17 protein-coding genes are annotated in these 17,448 nt (G+C 44.8%); 2 read left to right on the forward strand and 15 right to left on the reverse strand.

The genetic code is table 11. From position 1 onward, the window contains the following. Positions 1-7 precede the first annotated feature (7 nt). From SM123_RS00510 to SM123_RS00525, 4 genes are read right to left on the reverse strand one after another with little or no spacing between them, the layout of a single operon-like run. Complete coding sequence (locus SM123_RS00510) at positions 8-826, reverse strand: PTS system mannose/fructose/sorbose family transporter subunit IID (protein WP_023920055.1); 819 nt, start codon at positions 824-826, stop codon at positions 8-10. Continuing rightward, the gene (locus tag SM123_RS00515; protein ID WP_201088033.1) at positions 813-1,727 is read right to left on the reverse strand and encodes a PTS mannose/fructose/sorbose/N-acetylgalactosamine transporter subunit IIC; all 915 of its coding nucleotides are present in this window, start codon (positions 1,725-1,727) and stop codon (positions 813-815) included. Before SM123_RS00515 ends, SM123_RS00510 begins: the two co-directional genes overlap by 14 nt. 26 nt (positions 1,728-1,753) lie before the next feature. Next, positions 1,754-2,230, reverse strand: coding sequence for a PTS sugar transporter subunit IIB (locus SM123_RS00520; RefSeq protein ID WP_003009322.1), 477 nt, complete (start codon positions 2,228-2,230; stop codon positions 1,754-1,756). Next, the gene (locus SM123_RS00525) at positions 2,227-4,014 is read right to left on the reverse strand and encodes a glycoside hydrolase family 35 protein (RefSeq protein ID WP_049483972.1); all 1,788 of its coding nucleotides are present in this window, start codon (positions 4,012-4,014) and stop codon (positions 2,227-2,229) included. The genes SM123_RS00520 and SM123_RS00525 overlap by 4 nt, the downstream gene beginning before the upstream one ends. A 132-nt stretch (positions 4,015-4,146) precedes the next feature. Between SM123_RS00525 and SM123_RS00530 the strand changes: the two genes are divergently transcribed. Next, positions 4,147-4,863: a GntR family transcriptional regulator gene (locus SM123_RS00530; protein ID WP_070594681.1), complete on the forward strand. Its 717-nt coding sequence runs from the start codon at positions 4,147-4,149 to the stop codon at positions 4,861-4,863. Between the two features lie 334 nt (positions 4,864-5,197). Here SM123_RS00530 and purB read toward each other — a convergent pair whose 3' ends face one another. The 6 genes from purB to purD form a co-directional block, all read right to left on the reverse strand. Beyond that, complete coding sequence (purB, locus tag SM123_RS00535; RefSeq protein ID WP_320909589.1) at positions 5,198-6,496, reverse strand: adenylosuccinate lyase; 1,299 nt, start codon at positions 6,494-6,496, stop codon at positions 5,198-5,200. Between the two features lie 54 nt (positions 6,497-6,550). Beyond that, positions 6,551-6,778, reverse strand: a complete 228-nt coding sequence (locus SM123_RS00540) for a phosphoribosylaminoimidazole carboxylase (protein WP_195623702.1) — start codon at positions 6,776-6,778, stop codon at positions 6,551-6,553. Positions 6,779-6,786: 8 nt separating this feature from the next. Further along, entirely contained in the window at positions 6,787-7,737 is a 951-nt protein-coding gene (locus tag SM123_RS00545; RefSeq protein ID WP_045760092.1) for a ketopantoate reductase family protein, read from the reverse strand. Next, positions 7,738-8,829 carry a 5-(carboxyamino)imidazole ribonucleotide synthase gene (purK, locus tag SM123_RS00550; protein WP_320909590.1) on the reverse strand — a complete coding sequence of 364 codons (1,092 nt, stop codon included), beginning with the start codon at positions 8,827-8,829 and terminating at the stop codon, positions 7,738-7,740. Continuing rightward, the gene (gene purE, locus SM123_RS00555) at positions 8,816-9,304 is read right to left on the reverse strand and encodes a 5-(carboxyamino)imidazole ribonucleotide mutase (protein ID WP_070675976.1); all 489 of its coding nucleotides are present in this window, start codon (positions 9,302-9,304) and stop codon (positions 8,816-8,818) included. The genes purK and purE overlap by 14 nt, the downstream gene beginning before the upstream one ends. A gap of 189 nt (positions 9,305-9,493) precedes the next feature. Next, positions 9,494-10,756: a phosphoribosylamine--glycine ligase gene (gene purD / locus SM123_RS00560; RefSeq protein WP_320909591.1), complete on the reverse strand. Its 1,263-nt coding sequence runs from the start codon at positions 10,754-10,756 to the stop codon at positions 9,494-9,496. Positions 10,757-10,938: 182 nt separating this feature from the next. Here purD and SM123_RS00565 point away from each other — a divergent pair, with 182 nt between their 5' ends. Continuing rightward, entirely contained in the window at positions 10,939-11,958 is a 1,020-nt protein-coding gene (locus tag SM123_RS00565) for a GBS Bsp-like repeat-containing protein (protein ID WP_320909592.1), read from the forward strand. 197 nt (positions 11,959-12,155) lie between these two features. On the opposite strand, the gene purH is transcribed toward SM123_RS00565, so the two are convergent. The 5 genes from purH to purF form a co-directional block, all read right to left on the reverse strand. After that, on the reverse strand, positions 12,156-13,703 hold the full coding sequence (gene purH, locus SM123_RS00570) for a bifunctional phosphoribosylaminoimidazolecarboxamide formyltransferase/IMP cyclohydrolase (RefSeq protein ID WP_049490653.1): 1,548 nt from the start codon (positions 13,701-13,703) through the stop codon (positions 12,156-12,158). 1 nt (position 13,704) lies between these two features. Next, positions 13,705-14,169: a GNAT family N-acetyltransferase gene (locus tag SM123_RS00575; protein WP_320909593.1), complete on the reverse strand. Its 465-nt coding sequence runs from the start codon at positions 14,167-14,169 to the stop codon at positions 13,705-13,707. Positions 14,170-14,212: 43 nt separating this feature from the next. Then, positions 14,213-14,761, reverse strand: a complete 549-nt coding sequence (purN, locus tag SM123_RS00580; RefSeq protein ID WP_320909594.1) for a phosphoribosylglycinamide formyltransferase — start codon at positions 14,759-14,761, stop codon at positions 14,213-14,215. A gap of 184 nt (positions 14,762-14,945) precedes the next feature. Beyond that, on the reverse strand, positions 14,946-15,968 hold the full coding sequence (purM, locus tag SM123_RS00585; RefSeq protein ID WP_031574112.1) for a phosphoribosylformylglycinamidine cyclo-ligase: 1,023 nt from the start codon (positions 15,966-15,968) through the stop codon (positions 14,946-14,948). 30 nt (positions 15,969-15,998) lie between these two features. After that, entirely contained in the window at positions 15,999-17,438 is a 1,440-nt protein-coding gene (gene purF, locus SM123_RS00590; RefSeq protein ID WP_320909595.1) for an amidophosphoribosyltransferase, read from the reverse strand. Positions 17,439-17,448 lie beyond the last annotated feature (10 nt).

Genomic DNA, 17,448 nt, shown 5'->3' on the forward strand with positions numbered 1-17,448 from the left:
TACTCCATTATGCCATTCCAAAGAAGAAGTGGCCAAATGCTGAGAATGCGATTGCTGCAAGGATGATGAGCAAGATAGCTTTTGTAGAGTTCATACCCTTACGTCCAAGCAACCAGTAGATTACACCTGTGATGATAGCTGGTACCAAACGTGGGAAGATCAAATTGAGCATATCTTGAATTTCAATCGCTTTGTCCCCAATGTGTGGAGTCCAAGAAACTTCAACACCAATCATGCTGGCAATCAAGGCACCAACCATGAAGATACCCAGAACGGCAGCTGCGTCGATCAAAGCTGTCAAGGTACTTTGCATGTTGTTGATGAGGTTAACCCCTTCTTTATAGGCAAATTCCAACTGTTTCCAACGGAAAATGTCATAAGCAACTGCCACAGCGATCCACAAGAAGATACCGGCTGGGTTTCCTGCAATAGCCAAAGTTGCTGCGATTGAACCCATAATAGCTGGTACCAATGATCCAAAGATTGAGTCCCCAAGAGGAGCGAATGGTCCCATGAGACCTGTCTTGATCCCGTTCACCGCATCTTTTGATTTGACACCATCTTTTTCTTCCAAAGCAAGGTCAAAACCAGTGATAATGGTGTGGAAGAATGGTGAAGTATTGAAGAATTGCGTATGCAATTTCATCATTTCTTTCAATTCTGGAGTGCCATCACCATACATTTTACGCAACTGAGGTAAAAGCATATAAAGGTAACCAGAAGCCTGCATCCGTTCGTAGTTCCAACCCAATTGGAAGGTGAAGAGGCTACGTTTGTTGATTTGTTTAAAATCTTCTTTTGTTAGTTTGTAATTAGAATTCGTCATCTTCAATTTCCCCGCTTTCTACATTGCTTGCTGGAGCAGCTACGACTGTACGTTGGCTGTTTTTGAAGTGTTGCACTGCAAGGAAGATACCGATAATGGCAATACCAATCATAGATACACTCTTGAAGTTGTTAACAAAAGTAATAGCTTGTTCTTTTGGAAGTTTAGCGAACACATCAGAACCAACAATGCTAGACACTGCAGCACCAAGGCTTTGAACATTGCTATAAAGCACTGTCAACATTGCTGTTAAGCCAAAGCCAAGTGCTAAGTAGTGAAGGTTACGACGAACAGGAAGGTAACGAAGCAAGATCGCAAATCCAAGACCTGGAAGCATTTGACCTGCGAGTTTCAGACCGTTTGCCAACCATTGTACATTAGCAAGACCTGTAACAACAGTTTCTACGAAAGTACCACCAAAGGCAAGAGCCAAGAAGACTGGAAGGGCACGAGAAAGAGCCCAAGGAACAGCACCAAGAAGGTAGTTGCGTTCAATTCCTTTATAGTCGTAACGTTCGATCGCAGCATCTACACGGTGAGCGAAGTAAGTTGTAGTCATACGACCAAGAATATCAAAGTAGGTCAACAAAGTTGCTACCGGCACAGCGATTGTAGCAATAGCAATCTCTGGATCAATCCCTTTTGCTACTGAAAAGGCAGTCGCAAGAACGGCACCAGATGTTGCGTCAATACGAGAAGCTCCACCGAAAGTACCAACACCGAGCACTGTCAATTGGAGAGAAGCTCCGATAAAGAGACCTGTCTTTAAATCTCCCATGACAAGTCCTGTAATGAAACCAGCAAAGACTGGTGAGCCTGCTGATGAAACAATCGTCAACTCATCACAGATTTGATAAGCTGAGTACAAAGTAAGTAGTAAAATTTGCCACCATTGTATCATGACAATTTCCTCCTAAAAATTTTCTTTTACTTTAATAACTTCATAAAGTCTTCTGCAGTGTCGTTTGGCACCATCTGAGACGTAATCTTCACACCTTTTTCGTGGATCTTGTTGAAGTCTTCCACGTCCGCGTCCACCACATTGATCGAGCGGGTAATCGCGCGTGTCTCATCGGATTGAGACATATTGCCGACATTCAGCGTTTCAAGCTGAACGCCTGCTTCGATCAAACGAAGGAAACGATCAGGTTTGCGAGCTACGATAAAGAGTCGTTGGCTATCATATTTTCCAGCCAAGATATTTTCCGCAGCCTTTGCGACTGGCAAGATACTGAGCTTAACACCAGGTGGTGTCGCTAGTTTCAAGCCACTTTTTTCAATATCATTTTGAGCGACTTCATCATCGATCACCATGATACGTGAAACATTTAGTTTGGTAGTCCAAAGATTGGCTACCTGCCCGTGGATCAAACGTCCATCGATACGGCATCCTACAATAGTCATAAGTTTTCCCCCTTTACTTCTTTGAATGTAGGTTGTTGAACAAGTTGAAGTGTCTCTTGGTAACGCCCTTCTGTCTCAAAGACGATCAGGCTATTGGCTCCTTCTTTGAGGAAACCATGAGGCACATAAAGTGAAGTGGTCGGTCCGACCTCCCAGAAGCGACCAAGGTTATGGCCGTTGACAAAGACGACCCCTTTCCCAAATCCTGTCATATCCAGATAAGTGTCAAGGTTGTGGTCCAGCTGAAAATCATATCGGTAAAAGGCTGGAGCACCTGCCTGCCATTCCTTTGAAAAATCGAGCTGACTGAGATCTTGTAAATCCAGTGGGTACTGCTTCCAATGAAGGTGGAAGTGCAAATCCACACAGACACCTGTGCGAATGCCCTTGTGCTGGCTATCAGCTAAGAGCTTGTGACCATAGTTGACACGGCCCATATTCTCAAGCAAGATTTTTAAATTCGTAACCGCTTTCTTTTTTCCTTTGATAAAAAGATCTTCACCGATCTCTGTTTGGTATTGTGTTGCTACATGTTGATCATCCAGGTAAATTTGTACCCGATCCCGACCATCAATGATGCGCAATTTTTCTTCTTCCGCATCCAACTCAAGGTCTGTCTCATATAGTAGATAACCTGTGGTTTGCCCCAACTCTTCCATCTTTTCAGGATAAAGGCTGGTCTCGACTTGAGCCAAATTATCCAGATTCCCAAAAAGACTAGTCTTGGCTGCCAATTGCAAGGTTTGTTCTGGCAAACACTCTTTGATGAGTGGTTCTTGCTGTGGGTATTCCGGATAATAGGTCGCCATCATTTTTTGAATAGCATAATACTTCTCCGTCGGATTGCCCTGCTCATTGAGCAAAGCCCCATAGTCATAGGACGTCACCTGTGGCAAGTCTAGCGTTCCCCGAGCTGAGCAACCATTCATGAAGCCGAAATTGGTTCCGCCATGAAACATATAGAGGTTGATGGAACCAAGCTCCAAGACCTCATGGACAGCTTCTGCCAACTCCTCTGGGTCCCTTTGAATCACGGGTTCCTTCCAGCGGGTAAACCAGCCATCCCAGAATTCCATACACATCAAGGGCCATTTCTTGCCGTATTCGTCAAAGAATTCTTTCATCTGACCAAAGTTATAGGCTGCTTTGGAACCGAAGTTTCCTGTCACGAAGAGGTCTTCTTCGATCAAGGTTCCTGCTCTTAGCGTTGCTCGCCATGGACCATCTGATGTAAAGAGAGGACAGGTCACGCCTTTTCCCTTCATCAAATCCCGAATGGCACGAAGATAATCCTTATCTTCTCCATAAGAGCCGTACTCATTTTCCACCTGCATCATAAGGATTGGACCACCCCGATCCACTTGGTAGGGTGTCAACAACCCAAGCAAGCGATCATAATAACGATCCACCGCTTCGATAAAGGCTGGGTCTGATGAGCGGATTCGCAGGTCTTCTTCTAAGAGCCAAGCTGGCAATCCACCAAATTCCCACTCTGCACAGATAAAGGGCGACGGCCTTACAATCATGTAAAGTCCTAGGGACTGGGCTGTTTGAATGAAACGCTCTAGATCCAATCGGCCACTAAAGTCAAACTGCCCTTTGCGGGGTTCATGCGCATTCCAAGGAACATAGGTCTCAACCGTGTTAAAACCCAAAGCTTTTAGATTATACAAGGAATGATACCAGTCTGCTGGGTCAATACGGAAATAATGGATTGCTCCGGATAAAATCTTAAAGGGTTGACCTTTTAAATAGAAAGCATCGCGAATCTCAAAAACTCCCATAAACGCCCCCCTTTCTTATATGTAACCCTTTTCATTTATTAATATAATAAATTATTTGAAAAATGTCAACACTTTTATAAAAAATATGTTAAAATAGGGTTAAATAAGAGAAATCTAAAGAGAGGTAGCACTATGGCAATTCCAAAGTACCAACACATCAAAGATGATTTGAAGCAGCAAATTATCTCAGGAAAATTTGAAAATGGAGATAAATTTTATACGGAAGCTGAACTCATCAAAATTTATGATGTCAGCTCTATCACCGTTGTCCGTGCTTTGAACGACCTCGCCGCCGATGGCTACATTGTCCGTCAGCAAGGAAAAGGAACCTTTGTTTCTCGTGCTCGAAAACACAAACTGGTAGAATTTTCAGATGTTGAAACCTTCCCAATCCAAAAGGCCAAAGTCAAAGTTCTCTCTATTAAACGTGGAAATACCTTGAGCATCCTAGACAAACTAGGCCTCAACCCAACGCAGTTCTACTATAAGATCGAACGGACTCGCCAGACAGGGGATGATACCTATATCTTCCACCAAACCTATATTCCTGAACAATACATCAATCCAAACTATCCAAATTTGGAATACTACAGCTCTATCTATGATCGCTTCAAAGAAGACTATCACATTCATATGAATGATGAGCACTTCGAAGAAGTCAACGAAATCGTCTTTCCTACACCAAGCAAGGTTGCTAAAGTATTGAAGATCGACGAAAATTTCCCAACGGTCAAACAAGTGAAGACGACCAAGCTAGAAGCGACTGGCCAAATCCTTGAATACACGGAAACCTATAAACGCGGTGACTACTACAAGATCAAGTTCATCTCCTGTGACCGCGATCACTAAGAACCAAAAAGACTGAGACATCTCGGTCTTTTTTATAGCTCCAGTATAGCATGTTGAAAACGATTTCTAAAGACCTCTTTAAAAATATATATAATTAGTGATAGTTTAGCTATAAAAAGTTTAAAAAGGGAGTGGGAAAGAACTCCGACTAGTTAAAAAGAGTTCGTCTTCCCCACCCCCGCACAGTTGATTAGGTCATCTTTGGAGCTTCATAAGCGAACAAAGATACCAATCAACCACTGCGTCTTGCAGTTAGTCTTATCAAACATCAAAGGCTGGACAGTTTTTGCCCAGCCTCTTTCGTCTATTTTTCAAATTCCCTTTTTCGTTGCGATTAGTCACCCAAACCGATGCGTTCGAAGATTTCATCCACTCGTTTGGTGTAGTAAGTTGGGTTGAAGATTTCATCGATTTCTTCTTGAGTCAAACGTGATGTTACCTCTGGATCTGCTTCAAGAAGTGGTTTGAAGTCTACTTGATTATCCCATGATTGGGCCGTCTTCGGTTGAACAAGGTCATAAGCTTGCTCACGCGTCATACCTTTTTCAATCAAGGTCAACATGGCACGTTGGCTAAAGATAAGACCAAACGTAGAGTTCATGTTGCGGATCATGTTTTCTGGGAAGACCGTCAAGTTCTTGACGATGTTGCCAAAACGGTTGAGCATATAGTCAATCAAGATGGTCGTATCTGGCGTGATGATACGCTCAGCTGACGAGTGAGAGATATCACGTTCGTGCCAAAGGGCTACGTTTTCATAAGCTGTTACCATGTGACCACGGATAACACGCGCAAGACCTGTCATGTTTTCAGAACCGATAGGATTGCGTTTGTGAGGCATTGCTGAAGACCCTTTTTGACCTTTAGCAAAGAACTCTTCCACTTCGCGTTGTTCTGATTTTTGCAAACCACGAATTTCAGTCGCCATACGCTCGATAGAAGTCGCGATACTAGCAAGAACTGCAAAGTACTCAGCGTGAAGGTCACGAGGAAGCACCTGTGTAGAGATTTCTTGAGCACGGATACCAAGCTTGTCGCAGACATATTGCTCTACGAATGGTGGGATGTTGGCAAAGTTCCCAACCGCACCAGAAATCTTACCAGCTTCCACACCAGCAGCCGCATGCTCGAAACGCTCGATATTGCGCTTCATTTCGCTGTACCATGTTGCTAATTTAAGACCAAATGTTGTCGGCTCAGCGTGCACACCGTGGGTACGACCCATCATGATGGTGAACTTGTGCTCTTTCGCTTTGTCAGCGATGATGTTGAGGAAGTTTTCAAGATCCTTGCGGATGATATCGTTGGCTTGTTTGTAGAGGTAACCATAGGCCGTATCTACCACGTCAGTAGAAGTCAACCCATAGTGAACCCACTTACGCTCTTCACCAAGCGTTTCAGAAACCGCACGTGTGAAGGCCACCACATCGTGACGAGTTTGCTGCTCGATTTCCAAAATACGGTCGATGTCAAAGTCCGCTTTTTCACGAATCAAAGCCACATCTTCCTTAGGAATTTCTCCCAATTCAGCCCATGCTTCGTCAGCCAAGATTTCCACCTCAAGCCAAGCACGGTATTTATTTTCTTCAGTCCAAATGTTCGCCATCTCAGGGCGGCTATATCTATCAATCATATTTAATTTTCCTTTCTTTTGATGTTTTACATCAGTTAGCAAGCGGCCATCACTTTATTCAAATTCTTCTTTCCCGATCCACACAGATGGATAGTGATCGAGTGTATTCAAATCCGTATCCAGTGGGACATCATAGATAGCTAAATAGTTTTCAGGATATTGAGCAGTCAGCTCTTCATACTTAGCTTTCACTTTTTTGTGATCGCTACTAGCATACAAGACTTCGACGACTGCTCCCGTCTTTTCTTTTTCAACAAATGCGTTGACGATAAGTTGAATCATAAAACCTCCTAAATCGAAATGCCCTTCATATTTGCTTCCAGAATAGGCATCTTCACACCTAACTCTTGACCAGTCTGATAGACACTTTGACAACAATAGAAGATGTCTTGTTTGTCATTGTGCAAGGTCATGATTTTTCGGGTTAGCTCATTTTTCGCAAACATGACTTTCATGGCTTTGCCAGCTATCCAAGCTGGAATTTTGTAGGGTAAGAGTTCTGCCTTATAAAGCTTCAAATTCACGCCACGCGCTTCTACGACTTTCAAAGCCTCTCGAATGGCCTTGATAGCCAATGACAATTCTGAAGAACTATTCATTAAGTTTAAAGCCAATTCTTCTGGATTTTCCAGATTTCCCGAACGCGCAGCTGTCGAAGTAACACCTGCGTTAATCGCCATGTGAATCCAAATCCACTCGACCATATCATGAGGCACTTCCCACTTCAAATCTGCAGAAGTCAGCAAAGTCGTCAGATCAGCATAGTTAGAAATGTGTGCTTTTTGCTCACCTTCTAGCATTAAATGGTCAAACAAGACACCATCCAAATGGTCCTCCTGCATGTGACCTCCAGCTGTCGGAAAGGCCAGAATATAGTCGTAATCCCCTGCCCACTCTTGGACCTCTTTTCGAGTATCCCAGAAATTGCAGAAGAAAACAAGGGTACCTTTGATATTATTTTTTCGCAAGGTCTCCACAGCTTCTTTGACAAACCCATGTCGCACACTCAGAAAAATAAAATCATATTCTGAATCAGCTTCTGCCACATGAACCTCATAGGTGTCGTGTTTATTTTCACCTTTGGAATGATAGCGACCATCTAGTAGATCAACCGACAACTCCTTCGGAGCAGTGCTTTTCTTACTATCTCTCAGTACGTGTTCCACTTGATGGCCTGCTTTTTGGAAGGCGTAGGCATAAGTGGTCCCGATGACTCCAAGTCCTAGAATCGCTATTTTCACTTAAAAATCAATCCCTTTCCCGAATTCCTCAACCTTATCAGGCATATCACTAAACAAAGTCACATGTCCCATTTTTCGGTTGTGCTTTGCTTCTAGTTTACCATATAAGTGGAGGTGAGCGCTTGGATTTTCTGTCACATATGTTTCAGCAGCCTCGACGTGTTGGCCAAGTACATTGAGCATGACAGCAGGCGCATGAAGGTGGATTGCTGGGAGTGGTGCTCTGAGAACGCCCAAGATGTGCGTGTCAAACTGGGAGAAGTCGCAGGCTTCAATCGAATAATGCCCTGAATTGTGTGGACGTGGCGCAATTTCGTTGACAATGATGTCATCTGCTGTCGCAAACATTTCTACGCAAAGCGTTCCAGACAAGTTGAGTTGTTCAGCGATTCGCACTGCCATGGCTTTAGCTTTTTCAGCTAGACTGTCAGAAATGCGAGCAGGCACAATGGTTTTTGAAAGAATGTTGTTACGGTGGATATTTTCCTGAACGGGGAAGACTGTCACGTCCTTGCCGTTACCTGACACAATGACAGAAATTTCAAGGTCAAAGTTGACAAATTCTTCTAAAACGCAGTCTGCTGAATTAGCTAACGCATAGGCTTCTTCCAAGTCTGCTTCTGAGCGAATGACCTTCTGACCATGGCCATCGTAACCACCGGTCGCCGTCTTGAGGACATAGTTTTTCGACAGATCGATATCTGCCAAATCTTGGCTTGAGGTCACGATCTTATATGGTGCTACAGTGACTTGGGCCTTGTTGGAAAGAAAGTCCTTCTCAAAAATCCGGTTTTGGGAGATACGAAGCAGGTCTGTCCCTTGTGGAAGCTGTCCTTCTTTGATAACAGCATCCAAACCATCAGCATCCACATTTTCAAATTCATAAGTGAGAACATCACAGCGATCTGCCAACTGACGAAGGGCATCCACGTCGTCGTAAGGAGCTATGATGATTTCCGCCACACGAGAGGCTGGGCAATCAGCTGCTGGATCCAAGGCAATAACCTTGTGTCCCATGTAGATAGCTGAGATCGCCATCATCTGACCGAGTTGACCACCACCGATGATCCCAATGGTTTTAGTTGAGCTCATTTGTAGACTCCTCTGCGATTTTTCCTTGTTCTTCTGCGAAATCCGCTAACGCTGTCGCAATAGCCTGGTCCTCTACCGAAAGAAGGCGGAGGGCAAAGAGGGCCGCGTTAGTCGCACCTGCTTCACCGATCGCCATAGTTGCGACAGGCACTCCACCTGGCATCTGAACGATGGAATAAAGTGAATCTACACCGCTAAGGGCACGTGATTTGACGGGTACGCCGATAACCGGAAGGGTCGTTTTAGCTGCGACCATCCCTGGCAAGTGAGCTGCGCCACCCGCACCCGCGATGATGACCTTGATGCCACGGCTACGTGCTTCTTCGGCGTGTTTGAACATGAGGTTGGGCGTCCGATGGGCGGAAACAACTTTCTTTTCATAAGCGACACCGAAGTTATCGAGGACTTCAGCAGCTTTTTGCATGGTTGCCCAGTCAGATTTTGAGCCCATGATGATGGAAATTACTGGTTTCATTTTTAATCCTTTTTCTTTTTTTGATAATGGTCTTAGGTGGTGGGGACGGAAGCAAACCTTCGGTTTCATTCCTAAACTTTGAGTCTAAGGTCTCAAAGTTTCCCCCGACCAGAACAGATGCTGTTCCGGTCTTTTCACCACGGCGACCATTATCGGGTTTAGCGACTTCGTCGCGCTATTCTTGTACTTCTACTTTATCGCCTTGCTACCGATATCATTTCGATAGAAGAGGCCTTCTGTGTTTTGTTTGTTGAGTTCGTTGTAGATAATGTTTTGGCCGTCTTTGACGGTATCTGCTGTTGTGACGAGCATGTAGACACGTCCTCCGTTTGAGAGAAGGTCTTGCCCGTTTTCAGCGAATTTGGCACCAGCATAGTAAGTGATGATGTCACCATCTGTCTTGGCTGGAAGTTTGACACCCTTCTCATAAGCGAGTGGGTAGCCGTTTGAGGCCACAACCACGCCTAGTGTCACACCCTTGTTCGTCCACGTGATGGCTGGCTCTTTGCCATCCAAAATATCAGTGATGTTTTGTGCAAAGTCAGATGTCAAACGAGGCAAGATGATTTGCGTTTCAGGATCTCCAAAACGAGCGTTGAACTCGATGACTTTCGGTCCATCAGCTGTCAAGATAAGCCCCGCGTAAAGGACACCTAGGTACGGACGCCCTTCTTTGATCATGCCTTCAAGAACTGGCTTGACAATGGTGTCAACCGCTGTGTCAACCACGCTCTGTGGCAAGTGAGGAACTGGCGCATAGGCACCCATCCCACCAGTGTTAGGACCCTTGTCACCATCGTAGGCACGTTTGTGGTCCTGAGCTGTTGGCATAATGTAGAACTTGTCCCCATTGACAAAGGCAAAGAGAGAGAACTCTTCCCCGTCAAGGAATTCCTCGATGACCACACGCGCACCTGAATCACCGAATTTATTGTCCAAAAGCATCTCCTGAGCGGCTTCAACGGCTTGCTCAACTGTCTCCGCAACGACGACACCTTTCCCAAGGGCCAAGCCGTCTGCCTTGACCACGATTGGAGCGCCTTTTTCCTCGATGTAAGCCTTGGCTTCCTCGAAATCTGAAAAGGTTCCATAGGCTGCTGTCGGAACGTCGTATTTGACCATGATTTCCTTAGCAAAATCCTTAGACCACTCCAGCTCAGCCGCAACCTTGGTCGGACCAAAAGCCTTGAGACCAGCTGCATTGAAATCATCCACGATACCAGCTGCAAGGGCATCATCTGGACCGATAAAGGTCCAAGCAATATCGTTCGCTTTTGCGAAGTCAATCAGCTTAGAATGTTCGGAAATTCCGATATTGATCAAATCAAGACCGTCTAATCGCATCCCATCATTACCAGGAGCCACAAAAACCTGCTCAACGTTTGTAGACTCCAACAATTTCTTAGCAATCGCATGCTCACGACCGCCAGAACCAACAACCAAAAGTTTCATCTTGAACCTCTTTTGCGAATTATTTTATTAAATTATATCATAATCGTTCGTTTTATTCTAATGATTTCAGCAAAAGTCTCCTATTTTCAGTAGAATCCAAACATTTTTTGCTATTTTCTCCTATTTCTCATTTTTTTCCGAATAGTATAGGTGAGACCTACTAATTGACGAAAAGGAGTATTATGCAAACGATCAAAAAAATTATCGTACTGACTTGTGCGACATGGGGGATGCAAACCTCTTTTGCTCATGCAGATCAAGCGACCAATGCTATCTATGCCGAAAAAGGGCAGCTGATGATTCATCTTGGAAATGTCCCGGATAAGTATCATAAGATCCAAGTTCCCATCTGGTCTGACCAAAATGGCCAAGATGACCTGATTTGGTATCCTGTAGAACGCAGTGACAAGGGATTTGACCTACAAGTGCCATTGACCAATCATTCTGATCAAGCTGGACTTTATCATGTCCATGTCTATGGGGTGGAGGCAAATGAACAGTTAACCGGTCTTTACCCTCTCACGACCAGTGTCCAGCAAAAAGACCTCGCCTCCTCCCAGCCCAAAATCACGATCACACCCAACTCTTCACAAGAATTTGTGGTAGACCTAAAGTTGTTCGAAGACGTTGACGAGATTGTATTCCCCATCTGGTCAGAAGAAAACGGGCAGGATGATCTGGTCTGGTATCCTTCAAAGAAGATTGCACCTGGACATTTCCAACTGCGCTTTCAGGCTCAAAAACACAAGGGAAGCGGGTTATTTCACCTACATGTCTATCAGAAAAGCCAGGGACAACTAAAAGGGCTATTCCCCACTAGCTTTCAAGTGGAAAAGGCAAAGCCAAAGCTCACTCCACTTGCGACACACCCGGGAAATACCTACCCCATTGGTGAGTGCACCTGGGGAGCCAAAGAATTAGCCCCTTGGGCCCATAACTGGTGGGGAAACGGTGGCATGTGGGCAGCTAGTGCACGCGCTGCGGGATTCCGGACAGGAGACACTCCAGAGGTCGGTGCCATCGCCTGTTGGGACAATGGGGGATATGGCCATGTCGCCTTGGTTACGGACGTCGAACATGACCAAAAAATTCAGATCCAAGAGGCTAACTACAACGGCCATCGCTATATCGACAACTTCCGGGGTTGGTTCGATCCAACCAACCCCATCTGGGGAACCGTCACCTACATCTACCCAGATTAAGGTCTTCATAATCAGCAGAAAGGGAGTGGGAAAGAACTCAGACTATTTAAAAGGAGTTCGTCTTCCCACCCCCGCACAGTTGATTAGGTTATCTTTGGAGCTTAAAAAGCGAAAAAAGATACCAATCAACCACTGCGTCTTGCAGTTATTCCTATCAAACATCAAAGGCTGGACATTTTTTGCCCAGCCTTTTTTGATTAATGTCTAAAATGTCTGACTCCTGTGAAGATCATTGTCAAACCATGTTTATCAGCCGCTTCAATAGACTCTTGGTCACGGACTGATCCGCCTGGTTGGATGATCGCTTTAATCCCTGCTTTGGCGATTTCTTCCACGTTATCCGCAAATGGGAAGAAGGCATCTGAAGCAAGAACAGCGCCGTCAAGACGGTCTTTAGCTTGATCAATAGCGATACGGACTGAAGCCACACGATTGGTTTGACCTGGGCCAACACCAAGTGTCATGTGGTCGTTGGTCACGATGATACCATTTGATTTCACATACTTGATAGCTTTCCAAGCAAACTCAAGAGCTGTCGCTTCTGTCTCAGTTGGTTGGCGTTTCGTCACCACTTGCCAGTCAGCTGGGCTTTCTTTCACCACGTCTTGGTTTTGAACGAGGAGACCACCAACAACACCAGTGTATTCTGCTTCCACTTCGCTAGCATCTTGAGCGTCAAATGGCAACTCAAGGATACGCAAGTTTTTCTTCTTGGTTGTCAAGATTTCAAGCGCTTCATCTGTATAGCTTGGCGCGATGATGATTTCGAGGAAAACGCCATGCATCTTCTTAGCTGTCGCAGCATCTACCTCACGGTTGAGAACCACGATTCCACCGAAGATCGATACTGGATCAGACTCATAAGCATAGTCCCAAGCAGTTTCGATGTCGTCAGCTTGACCGATCCCACATGGGTTCATGTGTTTGAGGGCCACAACAGTTGGACGGTCTTTGAAATCACGGATGATCCGGATAGCGGCATCAGCGTCACGGATATTGTTGAAGGATAATTCTTTCCCGTTCAGCTGTTTAGCGGAAGCGATGGAGTAATCCGTTGGCAAAGCTTTTTGGTAGAAGTCTGCATCTTGTTGAGGATTTTCCCCGTAACGCATTGGTTGCTTAAGATCATAAGTCAAAGTGAGTTTTTCAGGTTTTTCTTCACCCACTTGAGCAGTGAAATATTCTGCGATCAAAGCATCATAGGCTGCTGTATGACGGAAGACTTTCGCTGCCAAACGTTGGCGAGTTTCGTAACTTGTTTCGCCGTTTGCTGCCAATTCGTCAAGCACCACAGCATAGTCAGCAGGGTCTACCACAACCGTTACGCTAGCGTGGTTTTTCGCTGCTGAACGAAGCATGGATGGTCCACCGATATCGATGTTTTCAACCGCGTCAGCGTAAGTTACGTCTGGTTTGAGAATCGTTTCCTTGAATGGGTAAAGGTTGACCACAACAAGGTCGATCAACTCGATATTATTGTCCTTAGCAGCCTCTAGGTGACTATCGAGGTCACGACGAGCGAGCAGACCACCGTGGATATTTGGATGAAGAGTCTTCACACGACCGTCCATCATTTCTGGGAAACCAGTCACATCGTCGATGGCAATGGTATCTACCCCAGCATTGTCAAGGGCAATTTTAGTCCCACCTGTTGAGATGATGTCCCAACCGAGTTTTTTGAGTTCTTGGGCAAATTCAACAATACCCGCTTTGTCTGAAACACTAATTAGTGCGCGTTTAGTCATTCTATTCCTCTTTCTTTAGATCCAACCGCATAGCGACTTCGTTATTTTCTTCTATAAATCCTGTTTCCTGAAAACCCAAACTAGTCAGCAGGTACTTCATTTTTTCATTTCCAACTACATAATCTGCGATAATATGATTGCAAGCTCTATCCATCTGAGCCTCTTTGATCAGAGCTTCCAAGGCTTTTCGTCCATAACCTTTTCCTTGGTACTGCTGGCCAATCATTATCCGCCAGATAAAGTATTCTGCCTCATCCTTATCTATTTCCAACAGTAGAAAACCAACTACTAGCTCATTCCAATAGATTGCCATTGGAAACACATCCCCATTCTCTCGGTAGAGCCATGCGTCAGCTAAAGAAAGCACATTGGGAGCTACAAAACGTGCTCGTTCATCAGCTTCAGATATTTTCAAATCCAGCACTGCCTGAAAACTGCTCTCATCTACTAACTTCAGATTAATCATTTTTCTCCTACCAAGATTACACAATCAAAACTTGATTTCCTTCTTACCTTCTCTCCACTCCCAAACGTTCCAAGACTTCTGGATAGAGTTTGTACTCTGTTTCATGGATGCGAGTTTCGAAAGTATCAAGGGTATCCCCTTCAAGGCGCGGCACGCGGACTTGTTTGATAACCTTACCAGTATCCACACCAGAATCCACCCAGTGAATAGTCACACCGCTCTCAGCAACACCTGCATTCCAAGCATCCTCAATGCCATGAGCACCTGGAAATTCAGGGAGATAAGCCGGGTGAATATTGATGATACGGCCTTCATAAGCTGCTAGCAAGGTTGGGCCAACGATTTTCATATAACCCGCCAAACAAACCAAGTCAATCTGGTGTTCATCCAAGAGTTTGACGATAGCTTCTTCATAAGCTGCTTTATTGTCAAATTCCTTGAGTTCATAGGCATGACTCACCACACCAAGATTTTTGGCCCGTTCTAAGACATAGGCATCACGATGATCTGAAAAAACAAATTCTACTGGAAATTGTTCTGCAATCACCTGAAAGTTTGAGCCATTGCCAGAGGCAAAAACAGCGATTTTCATATTTGATACAAAGGGACGTTTCGGCTAGCCGAACAGTTTCGTAGAAAAATAGGAAATCATTGCTGGGTGCTTACCCACAGAATGATTTCTCTTTTTTCCTAGAAAATGAGTCCCGTGTTCAGTTAGGCTTGCTAACTAAACATTCCTTTCTACAATTTCTCCGTATAAAATGGTGATAGCACCATTATTTAATCACCACACTTGCGCCATCTTTCTTCACAATACGACCGATTTCATAAACAGGTTCGTCAAGAAGTTCTTTGACACGTTCCACATTTTCTGGTTTCACTGCAAGCATGAGACCAATCCCCATGTTGAAGATTTCAAACATTTCTTCATGTTTGATTTGGCCATATTTTTCAAGGGCTTTGAAAATTGGAAGAACTGGCACTTTGCTTTCGTCAATTTCAGCAGCCAAGTCATCTGAGAACATACGTGGTACATTTTCGATGAAACCACCACCTGTGATGTGGGCAATTCCGTTGACCAATTCTTCTTTGATGAGTGGCAATGCTGCTTTGACGTAGATACGAGTTGGCTCCAAAAGAACGTCTTTAAGTTTCTTCCCTTCCAATTCTGGGAGAACTTCTTCACCTGTGTAATCCGCAAAGACACGACGAACAAGTGAGTAACCATTTGAGTGGATACCGCTTGAAGCAAGTCCAAGAATCACATCCCCTTCAGCTACTTTTGAACCGTCAATGATTTGAGATTTTTCTGCAACACCGACAGCAAACCCAGCCAAATCATAGTCATCTTCACCATACATACCAGGCATTTCAGCCGTTTCTCCACCGATAAGGGCTGCACCAGCCTGCACACAACCTTCTGCAACACCAGCAACGACTTGCTCTAATTTAGCAGGTTCATTTTTACCAGTTGCGATATAGTCAAGGAAGTAAAGGGGCTCCGCACCTGCAGCGATGATATCGTTAACACACATAGCCACACAGTCTTGACCGATCGTATCGTGTTTGTCGTACTTAATAGCAAGCATGAGTTTAGTACCGACACCATCTGTACCTGAGATCAAAACGGGCTCTTTGACACCTGTTTTTGAAAGGTCAAACATGCCACCGAAGCCACCGAGAGCTCCCATAACACCTGCGCGTTCCGTACGAGCCACGTGTTTTTTGATCCGTTCAACAACTTCATAACCTGCTTCAACATCCACACCAGACTGCGCATACGCATTTTTATTTGTCATTTGTTTCATTCCTTTTCTTTTGCACTGCTCTTAATAGAAAGAAGTATGTTCTTTCAAACTTTCCACATAGCGTTCTTCGTAGTCATACAAAGGCGTTGGATATTTTCCATCAAAGTAAGCCACACAAAGACCGCCATTTGGAGCATCTGTATCAATTCCAATAGAATCAATCAAGCCATCGATTGACAAATACGTCAAGCTATCTGCACCAATGATATCGCGTGTTTCCTCTACTGTGTGATTGGCAGCAATCAATTCCTTACGTGTTTGAATATCGATCCCGTAGAAACATGGATAAGCAAGGGCTGGGCTACCGATTGCTACGTGGACCTCTGTAGCTCCTGCTTCTTTCAATAACTTCACAATTCGACGTGATGTTGTCCCACGTACGATAGAATCATCGATCATGACAACCCGTTTGCCTTTCACGACACCGGATACGGCAGAGAGCTTCATCCGAACCCCTTGCTCCCGTAATTCTTGTGTCGGTTGAATAAAGGTCCGTTGGGTGTATTGGTTTTTAATCAAGCCCATTTCATTTGGTAGGCCGGATTCTTCCGCAAATCCCATAGCTGCACTAAGTGAAGAGTTAGGTACACCGATCACAATATCTGCTTCATGTTTAAATTCACGTGCCAATTGAGCCCCCATACGTTTACGAGCTGTATGGACATTGACCCCTTGAATATTGGAGTCCGGGCGGGCAAAGTAGATATACTCCATCGAACAAACAGCCAATTGGGTGTCCGTTGTATAGTTATCGTAAGTGATGCCGTTATCATCGATGATCACGACTTCACCTGGATTCACATCGCGGATCCACTCAGCACCAACCACTTCAAAGGCACAGGTTTCAGAGGAAACTACGATAGCGCCATTGGCCATTTTCCCAATCGAAAGAGGACGGAAACCATTTGGATCCAAGGCCGCAATCAGCTTATCTTCCAGCATGAGAAGGTAAGCAAATCCACCTTTCACCGTATTCAGGGCTTCTTTCACCTTACCCATGAAAGAAGGGTTGTGGCTCCGACGAATCAAGTGGGCCAAGATTTCTGAATCAGAAGTTGAGCTAAAGATCGCTCCGTTATTTTCCAACTCCCGTTTAAGGGACTTGGCATTGGTCAAATTCCCGTTGTGGGCCAGTCCAAACTGGGTATCATGAAAGCGAAAGAGGAAGGGTTGGATGTTATCCACCGAAGCTTCCCCAGCTGTCGCATAGCGAACATGGCCAATCGCTCCCGTTCCTGTTAACTTATCCAAGTTAGCAGGATTTCGAAATACTTCTGAGAGAAGCCCCGTGTCACGATACCGTTTTAATTGACCCGCATCATTCGAAAGGATCCCTGCCCCTTCTTGACCACGGTGTTGAAGACTGTGTAATCCGAAATAAGTCAGTTTTGCAGCATCTGGGTGTCCCCAGATCCCAAAAATACCACATTCTTCATTAAGAGATTTAACTTCGTATGTCATTTTGTATACC

The sequence above is a fragment of the Streptococcus sp. S5 genome (assembly GCF_034134805.1).
GTDB classification, from domain to species: Bacteria; Bacillota; Bacilli; order Lactobacillales; family Streptococcaceae; genus Streptococcus; species Streptococcus lingualis.